At 58.1% G+C, this 21,244-nt stretch carries 13 protein-coding genes; all 13 read left to right on the forward strand.

Annotated features, from left to right (window positions below; all coding sequences use genetic code 11):
* Positions 1 to 3: 3 nt before the first annotated feature.
* A complete protein-coding gene (tssJ, locus tag E4T21_RS08210; RefSeq protein ID WP_149284532.1) occupies positions 4 to 621 on the forward strand; it encodes a type VI secretion system lipoprotein TssJ in 618 nt (205 codons plus the stop codon).
* Between the two features lie 46 nt (positions 622 to 667).
* Positions 668 to 2,011, forward strand: coding sequence for a type VI secretion system baseplate subunit TssK (gene tssK, locus E4T21_RS08215; protein WP_149284533.1), 1,344 nt, complete (start codon positions 668 to 670; stop codon positions 2,009 to 2,011).
* Between the two features lie 8 nt (positions 2,012 to 2,019).
* Positions 2,020 to 2,739, forward strand: coding sequence for a type IVB secretion system protein IcmH/DotU (gene icmH / locus E4T21_RS08220; protein WP_240349332.1), 720 nt, complete (start codon positions 2,020 to 2,022; stop codon positions 2,737 to 2,739).
* Positions 2,740 to 2,748: 9 nt separating this feature from the next.
* Positions 2,749 to 6,696, forward strand: a complete 3,948-nt coding sequence (locus E4T21_RS08225; RefSeq protein WP_149284535.1) for a type VI secretion protein IcmF/TssM N-terminal domain-containing protein — start codon at positions 2,749 to 2,751, stop codon at positions 6,694 to 6,696.
* A gap of 67 nt (positions 6,697 to 6,763) precedes the next feature.
* Entirely contained in the window at positions 6,764 to 7,702 is a 939-nt protein-coding gene (gene tagF, locus E4T21_RS08230) for a type VI secretion system-associated protein TagF (RefSeq protein ID WP_149284536.1), read from the forward strand.
* Positions 7,702 to 10,167, forward strand: coding sequence for a type VI secretion system membrane subunit TssM (gene tssM / locus E4T21_RS08235; protein ID WP_149284537.1), 2,466 nt, complete (start codon positions 7,702 to 7,704; stop codon positions 10,165 to 10,167). Before tagF ends, tssM begins: the two co-directional genes overlap by 1 nt.
* Positions 10,168 to 10,371: 204 nt before the next feature.
* Positions 10,372 to 10,917, forward strand: coding sequence for an Hcp family type VI secretion system effector (locus E4T21_RS08240; RefSeq protein WP_149284538.1), 546 nt, complete (start codon positions 10,372 to 10,374; stop codon positions 10,915 to 10,917).
* A gap of 221 nt (positions 10,918 to 11,138) precedes the next feature.
* The gene (gene tssA, locus E4T21_RS08245) at positions 11,139 to 12,242 is read left to right on the forward strand and encodes a type VI secretion system protein TssA (RefSeq protein ID WP_240349333.1); all 1,104 of its coding nucleotides are present in this window, start codon (positions 11,139 to 11,141) and stop codon (positions 12,240 to 12,242) included.
* Between the two features lie 3 nt (positions 12,243 to 12,245).
* Positions 12,246 to 13,415 carry a hypothetical protein gene (locus tag E4T21_RS08250; RefSeq protein ID WP_149284540.1) on the forward strand — a complete coding sequence of 390 codons (1,170 nt, stop codon included), beginning with the start codon at positions 12,246 to 12,248 and terminating at the stop codon, positions 13,413 to 13,415.
* Positions 13,416 to 13,420: 5 nt separating this feature from the next.
* Positions 13,421 to 16,078 carry a type VI secretion system Vgr family protein gene (locus E4T21_RS08255; RefSeq protein ID WP_149284541.1) on the forward strand — a complete coding sequence of 886 codons (2,658 nt, stop codon included), beginning with the start codon at positions 13,421 to 13,423 and terminating at the stop codon, positions 16,076 to 16,078.
* Between the two features lie 38 nt (positions 16,079 to 16,116).
* Positions 16,117 to 16,971, forward strand: a complete 855-nt coding sequence (locus tag E4T21_RS08260) for a DUF4123 domain-containing protein (protein ID WP_187775134.1) — start codon at positions 16,117 to 16,119, stop codon at positions 16,969 to 16,971.
* Entirely contained in the window at positions 16,971 to 20,339 is a 3,369-nt protein-coding gene (locus E4T21_RS08265) for a T6SS effector BTH_I2691 family protein (RefSeq protein WP_149284543.1), read from the forward strand. The genes E4T21_RS08260 and E4T21_RS08265 overlap by 1 nt, the downstream gene beginning before the upstream one ends.
* Positions 20,317 to 21,222, forward strand: a complete 906-nt coding sequence (locus E4T21_RS08270; protein WP_205423476.1) for a tetratricopeptide repeat protein — start codon at positions 20,317 to 20,319, stop codon at positions 21,220 to 21,222. Before E4T21_RS08265 ends, E4T21_RS08270 begins: the two co-directional genes overlap by 23 nt.
* Positions 21,223 to 21,244 lie beyond the last annotated feature (22 nt).

The following is a 21,244-nucleotide window of genomic DNA, read 5'->3' on the forward strand; positions in this document are numbered from 1 at the left end:
AAAATGACATCACGCAGGGAATCTTCAGCATTCATTCGCCATAAGGCCTGTATTCGCCATAGGGCTTGGCCACTAATCGTTGGGGGATTGGTGGTCACGGGCCTGCTCAGTGGTTGCGGTGTAGGGAGCCGTATCGGCAACCAGATGGACGGCACGGTCGGGGATGTGCTGTTCGGCAAGAACGAGCGTGTCATTGTCACGCTGGACGCCGACGAAAAGCTCAACCCGGATGCCGAGGGCAATCCGCTTTCCGTTGTCGTGCGTATCTATCAGCTTGACTCTTTGACGGCCTTCAACGCGGCTTCGGCAGACGAACTCTGGCGCAATGGCAAGGACAGTCTGGGGGAGTCGCTGCTGGCCGAGCGTGAAACCGTCATGTTGCCAGGGAAACAGGTCACGGATAGCGCCCCAATGAATCCAGGCACCAAGTATGTCGGCGTGGCGGCTTTTTTCCGCCAGGTGCCGGACCAACGCTGGCGCCTGGTATTCAACGCTGCCGAGATGCGCAAGGACGGCATTCTGACATCGCCGGATGGGGTGGCCCTGCATCTGGCAAATGATTACATCGAACCTGCGGACGATGACAGCCTGGAGTTGCTCGTCGCGGATAACGACAGCTGATGATGCTCTCGTCACAAGCGGTGAGCGACCAGGAAGGAAGGGATCAGTGAGCAAGCATAACCGTGTCATGTGGTCGGAAGGCATGTTCCTTCAGCCGCAACACTTTCAGTATCAGGACGAGTACCACCAACACCAGCTCGGCGAAGTCAGTGCGCGAGGGGGCGCCTTCAATTGGGGGGTGCAGGAGCTGGTCGTGGATGAAGACGCTCTGGCTCAGGGACGTTTGCAACTGACCCGGCTCAAGCTGGTATTCCCCGATGGCACCCTGGTCGATGCTCCACAGCATGACCCGTTGCCCCCGGCGCGGGACCTTGGCGAGCTGAATGGCACAGCGGAGTGCAAGATCTACGCGGCTCTGCGTCTGGTCGAGCTGCATTCGCCCAATGTGGTGGACGAGCAGCACCGGCGTGGCAATAACCGCCGTTTTCGACAGCGTTTCGAGCATGTGCCGGACCTGCTTGAGGGTGAAGTGGAAAACGAGCTTTCCCTGCTGGAGCTGAATGTCCTGCTGCTGCTGGAAGGGGACGACCTGGATGGCACCAGTCATTGCCCGTTGGTGGTGCTCAAGCGCAACGCTGCAGGTGGTTTTTCCGTAGAACGGGACTATGTGCCACCGTGCCTGCACCTGAGCAGTAATGATACTCTGCTGTCCCTGGCTCAGCGTCTGATCGGTGTGCTGCAGGCCAAGAACGAGGCACTTTCGAGCCGTCGGCGAGAACGTGCGGACCAGGTCGCCGAGTTCGGTTCCAGTGACGTCACACTGTTCTGGCTGTTGTACACGGTGAATCGGGCTTACCCCGATCTGGCGCACCTGCTCCAGCATCCGCGACTGCACCCTGAGCAGTTGTTCCGCTTCCTCAACGACCTGGTCGCCAGCCTGATGACTTTCTCCATGAGTCATCGGCTCAGCGATCTGCCCATGTATCGCCATGAAGATCCGGCAGCTTCGCTCTTCCTGCTGGACAGCATGGCTCGGGAACTGCTCGATACGGTCGTTCCCAATCAGTACATCCCCATTGCCCTGGAGCAGACCAAGCCTTCCTATTATGTCGGTCGCTTGAACGATCCACGCCTGGCTGATGCGGACTTCTATGTCTGCGTACATGCGGACATGCCGGGCGCCAAGCTGATCGAGCTGGTACCCCGTGCCTTCAAGGTCGGCTCTCCGGAGGACATCGAAGTCGTGGTCAACAGTGCCATGCCGGGCGGCACCCTGGTGCATGCCAGCCGTCTGCCGGTGGCCATCCCCGTGCGTCTGGACAACCATTATTTCGCGCTCGAACCGCGTGGGCGGATGTACGAGCGAATGATGGCAGCGCAGGCCATCTCCTTCTACGTCCCAGGCGGTTTTACCAATCTCAAGATTGAACTCATGGCGGTGCTGAAATGAACCAGTACGTGGCGAACCAAGACCATACCCAGGAGCAGGATGCGACGGATAGTACCCAGGCAACGCTGCGTACCCTGACTCAGGACTTCTTTTCCATGGTGCTCATGGTCCGGCGTGGCAGTGAAGCACAAGGCGTCGACGAGTTTCTCGAGCGGGTCGAGAACTACTTCCAGGACCTGGAAAAAAGAGCATTGGCGGCCGGCTATACCCTGGAGCAGTTCCGTGATGCCCAGTATGCGCTGTGTGCCTTCCTCGATGAGAGTGTGCTTGGCGCGGTAGAAAGCAATATTCGCCACCACATCGAACTGCACCCATTTCAGTACAAGTATTTTGGCGTGCACCTGGCAGGCGAAGGTTTCTTCGAGCGCCTCGAGGCCCTGCGCAGCGACGTCAAGGGCAATCTGGATGTGCTGGAGGTCTACCATCTGTGCCTGGCGCTGGGGTTCGAGGGCAAGTTCCGTCTCGAGCACCGCGACCAACTGCGTTATATCGCCAATACCCTGGGACAGGACATTGCACGCTATCGCAAGGTGCCTCAGGAACTGGCTCCTGACTGGAAGCTGCCTGACCAGGTAGGGCAACTGCTGCGCTACGAAGTCCCGGTATGGGTCTATCTCGTGCTGATTGCCCTGCTGTGTGGTGTGGTCTACCTGATTCTCGGCGGCATTCTCGACGCTCGTGTCGATGCGTTGGTCGAGTCTCTGCAATCTCTGTTCGATGGCTCCTAGGGGCGTGTCATGAGGCGATTACTAGGAGTTCTGAAGAGTTTCTGGCTGGTATCGATCGTGCTGTGGCTGATCGGTGTCGGATTGTGCGTGTGGTGGATTCCACGACTCGGTGGCGGTCCCCAGCGTCTGGCCATTGCCGTGGCCCTGCTCACAGCTGTCTGGCTGCTGGCCGTGGTGCTGCGCAAGTATCGCAAGGTGCGTGCCGACAGGGGCATCGAAGAGCTGGTCACGCTCGAAGTCAACCGGGAGGCTGCCAGTGCGGCCTCGCAGTCGGGAGACTACGAGGTCCTGCGCGAACGCCTCAAGGCTGCGCTGGGCATGCTCAAGGCGCGCGGTGGCAGTAAAAGCAGTTTGAGCGAACTGCCCTGGTTCCTTGTGCTCGGTCACTCGGCCTCGGGCAAGACATCACTGCTGAGCCGTTCCGGCCTCAATACCAGTGTGGCGGGGATTGGCGCGGAAACCGGCACTCAGTATTGCGATTGGTATTTCGGCAATGACGCGGTATTGATTGATACCGCCGGGCGTTATATTGCCGAGGAACAGCCTGCCCAAGAGTTTGCCGAGTTCCTCAAGCTGCTGGCCAAGCGACGCAAGCGTAACCCGATCAATGGCCTGGTGGTGGTCGTCGATCTGCCTGCGTTACTGCGTGGTTCTCGGGAGGATAGCTACGCCCTGGCTCAGCAATTGATCGAGCGTATCGACGAATACCACGCGGCGATGGATGCGGCTCCGCCAGTCTATCTGTGTTTCAGCAAGGCCGACCTGGTGCCGGGGTTTGTCGAGGCTTTCTCACGCCTGGACAGTGATGCACGCCAGCGCCCCTGGGGGATGTCTTTCTCTCTGGCGGAAATTCGCGGCAAGGGTATGCGCCAGGCTTTCTCCGAGCGCTTCGAGTCTTTGATAGCTTCCTTGCGTGCCCATGTGGATCGTCGGGTCATCGAGAGTGGGCTGGAGGCCAACAGCGAACTGTTGCGTTTCCCGGACTACGTGAATGAGATCAGAAATCCTCTGATGGATTTCCTCGAACCGTTCGACCTGCGTCATAACCCGGACAGCGCACCGCTGGCTCGTGGCCTGTATTTCACCAGTGCATTGCAGCGTGGTGATGTCATCGCGCCGGTCTTCAATCAAGCAGCCAGCAAGATGTTTGCCTTGAACAGAACCACGGAGACGGCATCACAGGCGCGGGGTGAACGCAGTTACTTCATCCAGGGGCTGTTCCGCGATGTGGTGATTGCTGATCGCAACCTGGTGGAACATCACTCACGTAATGGCCGTCGACGTTCTCTCCATCTCTGGCTGGTGGGGGCAGGGGTGTTGGCAGGATTGGGTGTTATCGGTCTGATGGCCCATGCCTTCTGGAATAACCGTGCAGGGCTGATGAGCTTCGAGGAACAGCTGGCAAGTGTGGAGCAGGCTGACGATGCCACCAAGCTCGAGACGCTGCAGGGAGAGCTGGCGCGCTTGCACCAGCAGCAGCGCGAGGGAGTGGCGCTATGGGAGGATGCCGGCCTCGATAGTGGTGACAAGCTCCGTCCGGATCTGGAAGACACCTATTTCTCTGCTCTGAAAGGCCAGGTTCTGGCGCCCATCGCGGCCAATCTGGGACAGCAACTGGCCGAGGTCGGGGCGCTGGCGGATTCCCTGGGGCTCGACGTTGAACTGCCATCTGCGGCTGCGGATAACCTGGATCAGCAGGATTACCTGGCCAATGCCGCAGGCCAGGGAAGCGAGATGCTGGACCGTACAGGCGAACGTCTGCAGGACCGCCTGACTCAGCGTCCGACCCTGGGCAGCGTGCCGCGCTCTCCTGGTGAGCTGGCCAGTCGCCTGCGTGGTGAAGCCGACTATCGCCTGCGTGGCAGTGTCAATGATGCCTATTGGAGCGCGCGTTCCGATGGACGTGAAGCGCTGCGCGAAGGTGCGCGCAATGCCTGGGAGAATGCCCAGAACGGTGGACTGGAAGAACAGTTGGCAGAAAGCGAAGCCCTGTCGGGGATTGGTCCGTCATTCTCGGCGGCTGCGCTCAGCGAGCTTGAACCCAGTCAGGTTTCCGATCTAATCGATGCCTACGACGCATTGAAGCTTTATCTGGTGCTCACTGATCCTGAAGCTCATCCAGAAGTGGACTTCGTCAAGGAAGCGTTGCCGCGAGCCTGGCAACGCCTGGCCGAGCATGACAGTCAAGTGCCCCAGGGCGACCAGCTGATCAGTGACAACGTGGCGTTGTATGCGGCTTACCTGGAAGAGGGCAAGGCACCGGCCCTGGACAGGGACGAGCGTCTGGTGGCTCAGGCACGTGCCAATCTCAAGGCCTTTCTGGTGCAGGCATCGCCAGCGGACCGGGAGTATCTGCGCCTGCGTCTGGCAGCGGAGAAACAGTTCCCCGCATTGACACTGTCCGACATCCTGCCCAAGGCCGATCTGCCGTTGATGTATTCCGGAGAAGCGGTACCTGCCTTCTTCACCCAACGGGTGTGGCAGGAATTCGTCCAGCCTGAACTGGCGAAGACATTGGCCTCAGACCTGAATGTGGAGCGTGACTGGGTGCTGGAAGGGGACTCCGAACTGGATGCCGTGCAAAGCAAGGCTCAGTTTGCTCGGGCAGTGCTGGCACGCTACAAGCGTGACTACATCTATGCCTGGGAACGCTTCCTGGCCGGTGCTGGGGTACGTCGTTTCGAAGGGCTGGAAGCGTCGCGCAAGAATCTCACCCAATTGAGCGACTATCAGCGCTCTCCGCTCAAGATCCTGCTACAGGTCGTGGATGCCAACACGCGTTGGGACAATCCTGATGCCGAGCAGCGCCAGGCAAGCGGAGACAGTGAGGAAAAGGCGCCGCAGGACAGCACTTCTCCAGGCTTCTGGAAGCGCACCATGAACTGGGTGAGCGGATCAGACCAGATGGCTGAACAGGCGCTGGCACAAAGCAGTGACATGCCTTCGATTCATGATGGCATCCTGGCACGCCATTTCGAGCCTGTGGGTCAGTTGTTCCGCACCGATGCCGGTGCTGAGGACGATGCTACGCACATGGATCGCTATCTGTTGCTGCTGCGTCAGTTCAAGGTGCGTCTGGATAGCCTGGAACGCGGCGATGTCGGCAAGCGCACCAAGCAGTTGGTGAGTGATGTGATTGGTGGCCGTCCCAACGAGATCACCGAGCTGCACAACTATGTGGCAGCCAATATCGACACTTCGCGTGACGAACTGGTGCAGTCCGTGCAGCGTCTGTTCCGCGACCCGGTGGACTTTGCCGTGGCCAGCCTCGATGGCCCGATATCCGGCCAGCTTGCTGGTGCCTGGGGTGAACAGATCTCGAGGCCCTGGAACAAGATGGTGGGAGGACGTTATCCCGTCAGCAATTCCAGCAATGAGGCCTCGGTTCGCGACTTGCGTCACTTCGTCGATCCGAATTCCGGCCTGCTGGCCAGCTTCGATGAGAACGAGGTAGGCAACCTGGCGGAAGCCAACCGCAATGGCGAGCCTCTGGTCGACCCGTTGATCACTGCCACCATCGCCCAGGGTACCGGCGTAGGGGAAGTGCTCGATAGCCTGGCGGATGTGGAGAATGGATTCGAGATCATGATCCAACCATCTCCCAATCTCACTGCCATCACTCTGTCGCTGGACGGGCAACAACTGGAATACCGCAATGGACCTCAGTCCTGGCAGCGTTTCACCTGGCCAGGCGATGGACGCCAGGCGGGGGCACGGATGGATGTGATGACCTTTGGCGGTACTCGGGTCAAGGTATTCGATTTTCCCTCCCGCTGGGGGCTGCTGCGCATGGTGGACTCCGCCGATGTGGCCAACCTCGATGACGTGCGTCAGCGTCTGACCTGGTACACCAGTGTGGGGCCTGTGAGCATCACGGTGCGTAACTTCGGTGGCGTCAAACTGACTGATCTCGACAAGGTCCGGCGCCTGCGCATTCCTGCGCTGGGAGCTCGATAGCGTAGATGGATTCGATAAGGATGGAAGAGCAGAACATGGCAATGGCAGAGCGCAAGGAGGCTGCTTGATGATCGGGTATTTCGGCAAGGTGCCGGGAAGCGCCGACTTCGTAGCACATAACGCTGCCTACAAGGATGTGCGTGAGCTAGATAGCTGGCTGCAGGATGCACTAGCCTGGATGGCCGAGTGCGATGCCGGCTGGCATGAGCGCTTCGATGCCCTGCCGATGTGTTTCTTCCATTTCCGCGCAAGCAATGGCCACTGGCTTCTGGGCGGAATGCAGAGTTCGCGAGATGCCAGTGGCCGGCGCTATCCCTTGCTGGTCTTCCAGCGCCTGGGCGTCGCACCCGGAGTGGAAGGCAGTGTGGGAGTGCACACCCTGAGCGAGACCTTTTGTGGTCAGTTGCGAGGGCTTTTGCAGCGCCTGATTCATGGTGATGCCGGCGTGCAGGAACTGCATCGCTCCATGGAAGAGCTACGCGAACTGGGCGAGGGCGACCTGAAATTGCAGCAACGCCTGTTGCAGCGCTTTCTCGAGGATGTGCGTTACAGCGATCTGTCGCGGGCACTGAACCCCGGCTTTCCGGAGTTCGTTGCCAGTGCCTTTGCCCTGCGCATGCAAGGTCTGCGGCAACGCCTGCTGGCGGGTGAGGCGTTGCAGGCAGTCATGCCATTGCCCGCCGAACGTGCGCTCAAGCGCCCGGCCGCGGATCTGTGGCTGCACTGGCTGGATAGAAATGGCCCAAGGGCCAAGGCCAGCCTGCTGGTGGATGATTTCATGCGTCCTCATCTATGGCGCTTTGCTCGTACCGATAGAGAGGCCTTTCGACTGTTGGCGGGAGTGGCGCCGCAGGAGACACGCTTTGATGTCCTGGAGTCCTTCGAGCATTTCGATCCGCAGTGGGCGTCTGTGGAGCCGCCTTCAGCGGAGTTGGACATGGGTACTTATATAACGCGGTTTCCCGGTGAGGAGAACGCTATGCGAATGGATGGACCCGCGTTGTGATGAACCGATTGAAATATTACTTCGTGAAATATCGTCCCTATGTATTGGGCGTGGCCTTCTTCCTGCTGATCTTCGTGATCTGGGGTTTGGGGGCGCTGATGGGCTTCTCCTCGCTGGATAGCCTGCTGGTGGGTATCGTGGTCTTCCTGGTGGTGTCGGCCTTGTATCTGCTGCTGCTCTATCGAGGTGTAGGCGACAAGAAGGACGATGTAGAGTCCCTGCTGATCCAGAATGCCGACGATGCGGTGCTGGGAGCCGCCCCGGAGGATCGCGAAGAGGTCAGCCTGTTGCGTGAGCGTCTGCTCAATGCCCTGGAGAGAATGAAGAAGGGGCAGGGTGGCAAAGGGCGCAAGCGTGACCTGTTGTATCGCCTGCCTTGGTACCTGGTCATTGGTCAGCCCGCGGTAGGCAAGAGCACGTTGGTCTACCGCTCCGGCCTGGATTTTCCATTCGCCGACCGTGAAAGTGCCCGGGTTGCCGGTGTCGGTGGTACCCGTCATTGCGACTGGTTCTTCAGCAGCGAAGCCGTGTTGCTGGATACCGCTGGTCGCTATATCAGTGATGAGGAAGAAGCCGGCAAGTGGCGGGCTTTCCTTGATCTGCTCAAGCGGTATCGTCCACGCCGCCCACTCAATGGCCTGATCGTGGCCGTGAGCGCCGATGAGTTGATCGACAGTTCTGCCAGTCAGCGTGATGTACTGGCTCGCCGCCTGCGCGAGCGCATTCAGGAGACTCACGAGCTGCTGGGTACGGTACTGCCCATCTATCTGGTCTTCACCAAGAGTGACCTGATTCCTGGCTTCCGCCAGTTCCATGAGCAACTGGACCCAGCCCAGCGTGAAGAAGTGCTGGGAATGTCCTTCCCTCATCAGGACTTTGCCAATGCGGACTGGCGCCAGCGTTTCTCCACGGCGCTCAAGCGCATGGTGGTGCGTTGCCAGGCCATCGGCACGCAACGCTTGATCGAAGGTGATATCCAGCATACCCGTGCTGAACCTGCCGCATTGGAATTCCCGCTGGAGCTGCGTGCTCTGTCGCCATTGCTATCGGACTTCGTCGGCGCATTGCTGCAGTCGAACCCCTATCAGTCATCACCGCTGTTGCGTGGTTTCTATTTCACCAGTGCGCTGTCCGATGGTCAGCCGGCCCTGGGCGAACATGCGCAGAACGTCGAGCGTCGCTTCGCACTTTCCGGAGCCCGTCCTGCCAGTGCCAACCGGGATGGCAAGAGCCTGTTCGTGAAAGGGCTGTTCTCCCAGGTCATCCTGCCCGACCAGCACCTGGTCGGCCTGTATGCTGGCCCTAATGGCGCGCGTCGACGTCAGTTGCGTTGGTGCTGGGCGGCTGGTGCGGCGGCATTGGCGCTCTGTATTGCCTGGGGCGTGTCCTTCTTCCACAACGCCGACGAGCTCAGTGCCATTGACGCAACGCTGGCGCAGGCCAAGGCATCGGATACCGACCATACAGCGTATACCCAGTGGGAGACACTGGACGCCCTTCGTGGTGTGGCCCAGACCTATAGCCAACGTCATGAACAGGGGGTTCCCTGGTCCATGGGCTTTGGTCTCTATCAGGGAGATGAAGTGGAGCCAGTCATCCGTGACACCTACTTCACGCGCCTGAAACGCGACATGCTCGATCCGGTGGCGGATAACCTCAATCAGTCTCTGTTCGTGCTTCCGACCATACCGGTGTATCGCTCCGGTGAAGGCCAGCGCATGACGGCCATCGATATCGAAAGTGTCGAACCCAATGCCTTGCCGCCGGACAATTCGCCCCAGGCGCTGGCCGGGTTCGGCAATGCCACGCTGGGTACCTATCTGGAGCTGTCACGCACGCCGCGGGACAAGATCGATGCTGACTTGCTGCGGGCCCATCTGCCGGATTACTGGTATCCGTCCATCACCCAGGCCCGTGATGGTCAGCGCGACCCGCGTGATCTCGGTTATGCCAGCCGTCAGATCGACTTCTATGCCGAGCAGGTGCATGCCGATGATGTGCCTCGCATCGATGACAACGCCTTCCTCATCTCGTCGAGCCGCAATTACATCGACGGACTGCTGGATCGTTCTCTGCGCACCGTGGAAACCATCACCCTGGAATCCGACACCTTGTTCGCCTTCGGCCGTGCGGACTTTGCCGGCCTGCAGGGTGAAGGGCAGCGTCAGCTCAATCGCATTGCAGAGCGGCTCAGCAATACCCCCAATGTGGGGCGCATCACCATTACCGGGCATGCCGACCAGATTGGTTCGGCATCGGCCAACAAGCGTCTCTCGCTGGAGCGGGCGCAAACGATACGGACGTACTTGATCGGCAAGGGCCTCGCGCCTGAGCTGGTCGAAGCCGTCGGGGCTGGCAATGAACGCCCCCTGGTGCAGTGCGACGGCAGCATGAGTCGTACCGATAGGATTCGCTGTCTAGCACCGAATCGCAGGGTGGAGATTGAGGTTCGTGCACTCAACTGAGGGCAGGAACTGGCGTCATTGTCGCCAAAAGAAGGAAGTTCACCACTTCCAGGAAGTGGTCGACGACCGCAGGCCATACCTTCCGGGGCCATGGATGCCCCTGGCGGTAGCGTGCCTGGAAAAGGGCCCGACGAGTCACGGGAGTGAGTTTTCGAACTCGCCGGGCCAAGCTCATCAACATCGCAAACTAGGGAATGACACATTATGGCATTTGATGCATATCTGAAAATCGACGGTATCCCGGGCGAAAGTCTGGACGCCAACCACAAGGACTGGATCGAGCTGCTGAGCTTCGAGTTTGGCGCCAGCCAGGCCACTTCCGCGACTGCCAGCTCTGCTGGTGGTGCTTCTGCCGAGCGCGTCAACGTCAGTGACTTCGCGATTTCGAAGTTCATCGACAAGGCATCTCCTAAGCTGTTCGAGGCTTGCTGCCGCGGCCAGCACATCAAGGAGATCACGCTGCATGTCAACCGCGCTGGCGGTGATCAGGTGCGCTATCTCGAAGTGAAACTGGAAGAAGTCATCGTGTCCTCCACTGAAATGGAAGGCATGAGCAGCTTCTCCCAGAATGCTGCTGGTGGTGCTACCGATTCTGTGCACGATTCGCGTCATGATCTGCCTTCCGAGGCAATCAAGTTCAACTTCGCGCGTATCAAGGTCACCTACACCCAGCAGAAGCGTCAGGACGGCCAAGGTGGTGGCAACATCACTGGTGGCTGGGACCGTACTCGCAACCGCGTTTACTCCTGATCGTCATGCCCAAGGCCATGGGGGAAACCCCATGGCCTTCTTGCTCATGCAGTGTTTACAGGCTTGGCGAATACCTGCAACAGGCTTGGATAGCTAACGCTTGAATAGTGATGCTTTCAACAGTTGACGCCTTGAATGACCGGCGTTCTGGATCCAGGGCTGTCGCAGGTGTTTTTCAGCGCTAAACGGCAATGGCCGAGAGTCAGTGAAGAGGAATGAACATGGCCGATGAATGGGATCGCGAAGCACTGCTGGCGCCGATCGGTGACAACGGTGCCGGGGAAGATCTGAGCTTTTCGCTGCTGATGGATCAGATCAAGGAGGCGCGGCGTGCCGATCCGACTTACCTCAGTCAAGGTGAGTGGCAGGCCGATCTCAAGAAGTCCGACTGGAACGAGGTCATCGCGCTGTCCACCGATGGACTTGCCTACCAGAGCAAGGACCTGGTGCTGGCCGGATGGTTGTGCGAAGGGCTTTCTCATCGTCATCACTTCGTTGGCATGGCCTACGGCCTGGGTGTCGTCACGGCGCTGTGCGAACGTTACTGGGAGTCGCTCTTTCCGACCCTGGAGGATGGCGAAGAAGAGCGAGTGGGACGGCTGATGTGGCTGGATAACACACTGGCCGGCATGGTGGGTGATATCCCGTTGCTTGAAGGTCAGGGCTATGGCCTGAATCGCTATGAGGAGTCCCGGCAGGTCGAGAACCTGGCACGCAATGATGTCGATGCCATGGATACGGCCTTGTCGGAAGGCAAGATCAATGCCGAGATCTTTCAGCGCAGCGTGGTGCTCACCGAGACCGATTTCTTCAAGCAGCGCCATGATGAGATCCAGCGCTGTCAGCAGGCACTGGAGGCGCTCGATCAGGCCCTGACTGAACACCTCGGTGACCAGACCCCGGCCTTTACCCAACTGACGGTTGTCCTTGGCGACTGTACCCGGTTGATTGAACGTGTGCTCGGCGAACGTGGCGTCAGTCTTGGCGGCGAGTCAGGAGAAGGCAATGAGAGCGCGGCATCCAGTGTCGAAACCGCGGTAGAGCATCCGCGGGTGGCTCCCGCGGCACCGGCCAAGCAAGCGTCAGCCGGCGCGGCCTTGCGCACCGTACCGCAAAGTCGCGAAGAAGCCTTCGAAATGCTCAATGGTGTCGCCCAGTTCTTCAAGGGCAGCGAACCTCACAGCCCGGTGCCATACCTGGTCGAGCGAGCCGTTCGCTGGGGTCGCATGCCGCTGGAAGAATGGCTGCGTGATGTGATTCGTGAAGACCACATCATCGACAGTATCCGCGACACTCTGGGCACGCAGCGGCGGGATGAGGACTAAGACATGTCCGGGGCATCGATCTACGACCTGCTGCACGAGTATGAAGCGCCTGTTGTCGAGGAAGAGGAGGTTGCACCGCAGAACCTCACTTACCAGGCCGACCGGCTGTACCTGATCAGTGGAATCGCCCTGACAGCCGCCGGTTCGGTGGCCATGGGAAAAATGCCAAAACAGGCAGTGTCGGAGCTGTCCCCGGATCTGAAGGACGCGGGAGGCCAGCGCTTGCCAGTCTATGGCGTGAAGAAGGCCATGTCGGTGGAAAGCCTTGCAACCCAGGGCGTGGAAGACAAGGCACAGCGCCTGCATGAGCTGGTTCAGACGCTGATGCATGATGTCATGCTGCTGCTGAGTGATCTGCCCCAGGGTAACGGTTGTGACATTGTGCTGAGCGCTCCGCTGCACTCGACAGAAGCGCAGCGCCTGATCCTTGAGCACATACGCAGTGCCATGATCAAAGGTGGGCTCGAGGCGTGCCTGGGCGATATTCGTCATGTTGCCAGTGGATGGGATCCGCATGCGGTGCTGGAGACAGGAGAGGAAGGTGGCCAGCCCTATGTGCTGTGGCTCAGTGTCGACTCGCTGCTCAATCGAGCAGGCGTCGCAGCGCTGCGCCAGCGCGGCATCCTGAGATCGCCGGAACAGCCGACCGGTGTCTGTCCGGGAGAAGCTGCCGTGGCACTGTTGATCCGGCGTATGCCCGAGGAAGAAGACGTGGACCTGAAAGGCTGGCAGCTTGATCGGGCTCAGGTCATGGAACGTCCACCACGGCCCAAGGGCCGTAACAGCAAAGCCACTGGTAGTGGTGATCTCGACAAGCTGCTCGAATTGCTCTGGCCCGAAGACAAGGTGCCTGAAGGGCCTTCCTGGGTCGTGGTGGATGCACTGAGAACGGCAGACAGCAGCCAGGAAGTATCGAATAGCTTGAGCGAACGCTGGCCAGGGCTGCACATCGTCACCGGTGGCCTCAGCGTAGCCAACTGGTGTGGCTGGCCGGGAGAGGCACTGACAGCACTTCAACTGATATTGGCAATGGCCGATCTGCCTGCCGAAGACAGTGCGCTGGTGCTCAATGTATGTGAAGACAAGCTCGCTCGCGCCTTGGTACTGCAAACCTGTGCGCAGCCCCCGGAGCCTGAACAAGAGACCGCAGGCACTGCTGGCAAGGAGAACTGAACAACATGGCAGAACGCAAGAACGTATCCTCGTCTGGCTTGCTGGACAGCATGCTGTCGTCGTTTGACGTATCGCTGTCGCAAGAGCAACGCCTGCTGCAGCTGTCCTTGGCCAGCACCGACCTGATTCCCCACCGGCTGGTGGGTGAAGAGCGCTTGTCGCAGCCTTTCTCTTATGTCCTGGATTGTGTCTCCCAGCGCGGCGATATCGAGCTCAAGAGCCTGATCGCGCAGCCTGCCGAGCTGAGCGTACGCCAGGCCGATGGCCATTATCGCCGGCTGTCGGGCCTGGTGGAGTCGGCCGCCATCCTGGGTGAGGATGGCGGAGTATTTTATTATCAGGTGACGCTGGTGCCGTGGCTGGCGATGCTGCAGCTGGGCCTCGACAGCCGTATCTTCCAGGACAAGAACGTTGTCGAGATTCTCGAGGCGATGTTCGAGCCTCTGGCCATTGCCCAGGGGCGCTGGCGTTTCGACTTGCGCCGCGAGTATCCACCGCGCTCGTTCGAGGCTCAGTATCGCGAATCGGACTACCACTTCATCAGTCGCCTGATCGAGCAAGAAGGTATCTGGTGGTATGCAGAGCATGCCACTGAAGATGACGATTTCAGCGGCCATCGCATCGTGTTCACCGACGACCCGGCGACCTGCTCTGCGGTGGCACCGCAGACCATTCGCTTTCATCGCCAGGCGGCCACCGAAACGGAAGATACCATCACCCAATGGGCCGGCAGGCGCCGCCAGCAGCCCAACCGGGTCAGCTTGGGCACCTTCGATTACAAGCAGCCGCGGCTGGAGAAGCGTACTGGGCTGGACACCATTCGTGAGCAGGGCAACCTGCCGGATGTCGAGGTCTACGATTACCCCGGCGAATACCACTATCGTGACTATACGCGAGGCGAACGCCTGACGGTCAATCGCCTGGAAGCTCTGGAATCTCAGGCCAAGCGCTTTCAGGGCGCGGGTGGAGCCCGCCAGCTACAGGCGGGCCAGTGGTTCGAGCTCAGCCAGCATGCTCGTCATGCCTCAAATTCCAAGAACAGGGGGCACGAGGATGAGCGCCAGTTCCTGGTGCTCGGCCTGACCATTCATGCGGAAAATGCCCTGCCGATCTCCACGCACCTGCGTACCTTGCCGGGCAGCCTGCAGCCTCAGTTGGAAAAGGCCCGCAAGGCCCATGGGCTGGAAGACGACAGCTATCACAAGGACGACTACCAGCAGGCCGGCACCGGCCATTATCTGGTCGATTTCGAGGCCCAGCGTCTCAGCCAGCCATATCGCTCGCCGCAGGTGCATCTGCCCACGCGGGTGGATGGCCCCCAGACGGCCATCGTCGTCGGCCCGGAGGACGAGGAGATTCACACCGATCACCTCAACCGCGTAAAGGTGCAGTTCCATTGGGACCGCCAGGGCCAGCGTAACGCCTATTCCAGTTGCTGGCTGCGCGCTTCATCGCCCAATGCCGGGGACGGTTGGGGCGGCGTGTTCGTACCGCGTATCGGCCAGGAGGTGATCGTTGAATTCCTGGAAGGCGATCCGGCAAGGCCCATCATCACTGGCCGGGTGTACAACGGCGACCAGACTCCCGAGTGGCACAGCAACGGCATTCTGTCTGGGTTCAAGACCAAGACCTATCGCGGCGGCAAGTTCAATGAGCTGGTATTCGATGATGCTACCGACCAGGAGCGGGTGCGGCTCAATTCCGAGTACGACAAGAGCCAGCTCAACCTCGGCTACCTGATTCACCAGAACGGCAATACCCGAGGTGCCTTCCGCGGCACCGGCTTCGAGCTGCGTTCCGATGCCTACGGTGCCATTCGTGCCAATCAGGGCCTGCTGTTGACCAGTTGGGGCCAGCCCGGCGCCGCGGGTGAACAGCTCGACCTGAAACCTGCCACCGAGCAGCTGCAGGGGGCGTATCGCCTGGCCGATGCACTGAGCGGCAGTGCCACCGAGCACAATGCCGAGGCCCTCGACGCACGCAGCAACCTCAAGCAGGCCGGTGACGACACCCAAGGCACATACGGAAGCGCAGAAACAGGGAGTGGCAGTGGCGCTACCACGTCGGATCAGTCCACTGCCCAGGGCGCCAGTCAGGCCGGACGCGGTGAAGCCACTCGGCTCAATGCTCCCTGGTTGCACCTGAGCTCGCCAGCAGGAATTGCCGTCAGCACCCCGGCATCGACCCACCTGGCCCAGGGCCAGTCATTGAGCGTGACCAGTGGCGAGGATATCAATCTGGCCGCAGGCAAGAGCCTGATAGCCGCCATCAGCGAAAAGCTGTCCCTGTTCGTGCAGAACGCCGGCATCAAGCTGTTCGCCGCCCGGGGCAAGGTCGATATTCAGGCCCAGAGCGATGAACTGGCCATGACCGCCGAGAAGGATGTCATCGTCACCTCCACCGAAGGCAAGGTACGCATCGATGCGGCCAATGAAGTCCTGCTCACCAGCGGCGGCGGCTATATCCGCATCAAGGACGGTGATATCCAGATTCACTGCCCGGGCAAGGTCGACGTCAAGGGCGCACAGCACAGCTTTGCCGGGCCTGCGAGCATGCAAGGCGACATGCCTGAACTGCCGGAGTTTGATGGTGAGCTGTGTCCCTTCAAGAAACAGGATGCTGCAAAGAGAGGGGCGGGCATCGTGGAAGGTTCAATGGAATGATGGCGGAGTTAAACGTAAAAGCCTCAACAGAGGTACTGATGACGACATTGGCCCGGTTTCCTGAACCGGGCAGGCTCTACCGTTTGGTCGACCCTTCCGATGCACCTGCGCGGGTGCTGTCACCCGAAGCCCTGGAAGAGTGCGGTTTGCTACGCAACCCTTTCTTTGCCGAGCCCCAGCAGCACCAGCTCTACCTGCAGCCAGTGAACACCCATGCCGATGAACTTCATCGCATGGTGGCCGAGGAGCATGCGGCATTACCTGGCAGCCGTGTAGAGCCTGTGGCTTTCTGTGGTTGGCTCTACTCCAGCGAACCCTTGTTTCGGGTAGTGGCCTATCTGGAAAGGCAGTTCAGAGTGATCAGCCCGGCAGGCCGCAACTGCCTGCTCAGATTCCAGGATCCCAGAGTCCTGGAACGGCTCGAAGACATTCTGGATGCCGAGCAACTGTCGCGTCTGCTGTGGCCCATTGATAGCTGGTGTTATTTCGACCATCTCGGAAAGCTGCGGGAACTCTTGCCACACAGAGAAAAGCGCAGGGCAGGCAAACTGCAATTGACGGAAAAACAGTGGCAGGCCATCAAGCGTATCGAGAGAGTCAACAAGGTGCTCGATAACTGGAACTCGCTGAAACCCGCACCTCCCCATGCGGCCTCTCCCGCAGATGTCGACCGGATGCTGGAGTATGCCGAACAAGCTGGCATCAACACGGGAGCGGACACGAATCTCTTTGCCATGCAGGGGCTTTTCTATGGCGCAGGCTTTCATCGTCATCCGATCATCCAGGCCATGTTGCGCAAAGTGGCAAGGGGAGAAAGCTACAGAATGCAGGCGAGACAACTCACACAGAATGACTGGGATGTCATAACCCGGGATGTGAAGGGAGTAGATTGATGGCGAAGGAATTTGATCCAGCCGGGCTGGATGCCGCAGCGTCAGCGGGAGAGTCTGCTGTGCTGGAGGATGGAAGGTGCCCGACATGTGAACGCAAGGGATTGCCGATTCTTCCCGTGCGGCTGGCCGTCTGCCAACGCACTTCCCTGAACAGTGGCATTCCTGAACTAGCGGCGGAACGGGTTGCAGCGTTTACCGACATCACCCTCGACAAGTCGCTGGAAAATGGCGAGGAGCGCACGCGAACGCTGTCCGATGAGGTCAAGGAAGAGATTACAGAAGCGCAGGGCGGCAAGGCCAATAAGTACATCCTGCGCCAGTTGCGACCGGGATATCTGTATTTTTACGACCCGTCGAATCCTGAGGGCTATCACTGGACCTCCTATGTGATCAATGAAGATGGCATGTATCGCTTCTTCTCGGTGCGTGACAACCCGCCATCGGTCAGTGATGCCGCCTTTGATTGCCGGGAAAAGGGTGAAGAGGAACAGAAGACCAAGGCGCTGAATGCCTGTGTCGTCACCCTGACTCACGTAGAAGCCATGCAGGATCTTTTCTACGCCTTCACCGAACACCCCTGGTCGAGAGAACACCGGAAAATGATCGAGGGCGATGCCGAGTGGCGTGAAGCCCACATGCAGAAGATCAACATTCCGGCATGGATCGCAGGGCAATCCCAGTCAGGAAATGGTCCTGGCTATGGCTTTACCATCGATGAACTGGACCAGGTCGCTGAGTTCAGTGATGGCGCTGCCGGCATGGAAAAGCATTTCTGGCCCAAGAGCGATCGCCAGCTGTTCACTCGCGAAGAGCTGCAGGAGGTCATGACGATACGTCTGTCTGCCGCTCCGCAAGGCATGAAGGACAAAGGTCTGATTCTCGCGGTCAAGGATGAACTAGGCGTCATCGAGGAACTGAATGCCTACCGGCATAATGCGTTGGGCATGGTAGATGAATTCCTGAAACAGGGCGACGGTGATAATCGCAGGAAGCTGGTTGCCATGCAGGCCATCGATGCCTTCAAGGAAAACTTCAAACGTGCTCATGTAGAGAGAGCCAACCAGCAGTATGAACAAGGTATCGAGTCTCTTGAGGAGGAGAGACGCCCGAGTGATGAAGCTATGGCCCGTTTGAATACCCAGATCGAAGAAGCAAGGGCATCGGGTAATGAACGTGAATTGGAGCGACTGGAGTCTCAGAAGTCACGGGCTGAACAGCTCAGGGAGCCACTTTTTGGTTTACAGGAAGACCGCCTGGAGCTGTTAAGGCATCATCGACTCAATAGCGCTGAAAACCTGGCGGACAGCCATGATCAGCAGTTGCTGGAATATTATGATGCCGCTGCACTGGAAGGTTTCAGAGAGGACTACTACAAGGAACTGGAGAAGAGCGAAGCGCTGATAGAAGTCCTCGATGCGGATTACGCCTTCTGGCTGCGTGATCATGTCAGACCCTTGATGGATCGTTACAGCAAAACCGACTATGAGACTGGCTTGCGCCTGAGTAGCCTTCTTTCCAACGGTCTGCGCGGTGGCATTCTTGCACCGGCAAGTGCTTCCGTATGGATGCTGTGGGCCAGAGAACTGGATGGCGAAGACTCTCTGTTGAGACGAATGCTGTTTCTCAATATGCAGGACATGGCCAGCCAATCGCTCAGCGACCGGCAGTCACTTGGAGATGGCGACTTTTTCGGTAGGGAAGCGTTACTTGGCTGGGCGGAGCGCTTTGCTGAAAAAGATGAGGCACTACCTGCTGGGCAGCGGGAGGAACGGGCGAACAAGTATCAGACCACTATGCCGTTGCTGGTATCGGTAGCCGGCAATTCCCTTTCCGCACTGGCAATCAATGAGTGCCATCATACTTGTGTCGCAGGTGGAAACAGTGCTCTGAAGTCCTTCCTGCGCTATACCCAACTGATCTACGTCGGCGATCCTGATGTTTGGCAAGGTAACAAGAGCTTGCCGTTGATGCAGAAAGTGACCTTGACCAAAGGGGAATATCACGCCTGGTTGACCTACATCTCAGAGCATGTGACCAAGGCAAGCGGCAAGCGGCTGAATGTTGATGATGCTTTACCATTCATCGAAGGTACCGGCGGTAACTTTGCGGTCAATTCGGAAGACAATGACGCCTTGATCAGCGTCGCCTTGCCAGTATTCGACGAACAAGGTAACGCTCTCGATATCTTTGATGCCAAGGATGTCGGCAAGCGGAGCGATGATCTGTGGCAGAACGCCCGCGACGTGACCGCAAAGATCGTGGGCGAAAAGCCGATGAACAAGACCATTGCCGCAGGCCTGGTGACGTGGAATGCCGTTGGCACTGTCTGGGATGAACTGACAGGAGAGGCGGACGCCGATATGCTCAAGCTCTCAGGGGCTATCGTGAACCTGGGAACATCGAGCATGCAGCTCATCGAGGAATATGCTGTCATCAGGACGGCTGCCGTAGGGCCAAGTGGCAGTGCAGCCGCGAACTGGGTAGGCAGCGGCGCCTGGGCGCTGGCAAAGCCGGTGTTGAGTGTGGCGGCTGGTGTGCTCTCTATCGTCGATGGCTTCAAGAAGCTGAGTGAAGCAGCTCATGGCAAACGGTTGGGCATACCGGATAGCTTGATCTCAAGACGAGAACTTGTCGGGGGCGCGACCATCGCCGGTGGGGTTCTCGGGTTGATAGGGCTCGCCGTGCCTGCTTTGGGAATACCAGCCGTTGGTATCATTATTGGCATTGTGATGCTGGTGATAGCGTTTGCCTTCGTCGAGCTGGTGGCGCCTTCCGTGGGCATGTGGATCAACCGTAGTATCCTGGGTTATCACAGAGGCCAGGTGGAAGAGTTCAAGAGTGCCGATGAGGAACGCGCTTCCCTGGATATGGTCTTTAGGGGAGTGACGGTTGAGCTGACCTGGGAGAATGCCCTGAACGCCGGACCTGCCGTGATGCCGCATATGATGCCAGCGGAGCAGCAGCCAGCCCGCGTAAGTGGCTACCCGGCAATTGCCGGCCAGAACGAGCCAGAGTACACCGCGAAGCGGATTGCGTTGAAGGTAACCGTGCCAAAGCTGGATGAGGTGTACATTGCTTTAAGCCTTGATGGGAATGTAGGGGAAAAAGAAAGGCCAGAAAATCTGTATCGATACGAATTAAAAAAGGAGAAAGGAAACTCCGGTCTTGCAATACTAGAGGCTGGGAAAGATCCAGAATCCAATGTTGCACCAATATCTATCAACACAAAGGACGATAGCTATAGCATTGAAATAGTGCGCACTCGTGATAACTCTACATTAGGTAATGGAGTGAGGTTGAGTGTGGTATTCCAAGGAGCGGGGGTAGACAATGAGAGAAAACAAGATGTCTTTACAATACATTTTTAGAAAAATATTTATTCTGTTGTTTTTTCTCTATACGCCGTTATCAATGGCGGGGGTTCTATATGAGAATCCCATTGAGAATGGTCCTGGTCATGACTTGTTTGAGACTTCATTTCATGAGCTATTGACTGATGTGGAACGGAAGCCTGTAGATGAGTCGGTTATAAAGGCTCAATACCTCCTTGGGCTAGTATATATGAATGGGTCATCAAATTGGGACGTCGATCGCGATATAGAGAAAAGCATAAAATACCTCTTGAGTGCTTGGAGTAATGAAGTAGCGGATTCAGGCTATACCCTTGCACGCATATATTATAATGGTGCTGGGGTAGAAAAGGATAACCAGACAGCTTTAGAGTATTTGCAAAAATCAGCCGAGATGGGATTCCTGATTTCCCAGCAAGCGTTAGGAAAAGCGTATCTTGGTGAAGATGAGTGGGAAGGACTGGTCTCACAAGATATACCAAGAGGAATTTGTTGGTTGGAAAAAGCAGGAAATGCTGGAGATTTAGAATCCTCTATAACTTTGGCTTATCTATACTGGCAAGGAGAACTGGTTGAAGAAGATGATGAGGCAGCCCTTCAATGGATGTTAAAAGGATTTTCGTCAAAATATGGCGTTAGTGATAGTGGTGATGCCGGAGCCCGACTGGCTGAATTCTATGAAAAAGGGATAGGCACAGAAATAGATTTAGTACAAGCCTACAAATATTATGACCTTCAAGGGACTGCGGGTCTTGATGACAAGGCCAGACTTGCCGAAGAAATGACACAAGATCAGATCGATGAAGCTATCCGTCTGTCACGTGAATGGCAAGAAAAGCATAATACATTCGTGCCTAGCTATGATGGACTCGAGCATCAACCCGATGGTAGCTATCGCTAATACTCGCTCTAAAGTCTTTATC

Origin of the sequence: Halomonas binhaiensis, from assembly GCF_008329985.2 — a bacterium.
In the GTDB taxonomy this organism is placed as follows: Bacteria; Pseudomonadota; Gammaproteobacteria; order Pseudomonadales; family Halomonadaceae; genus Halomonas; species Halomonas binhaiensis.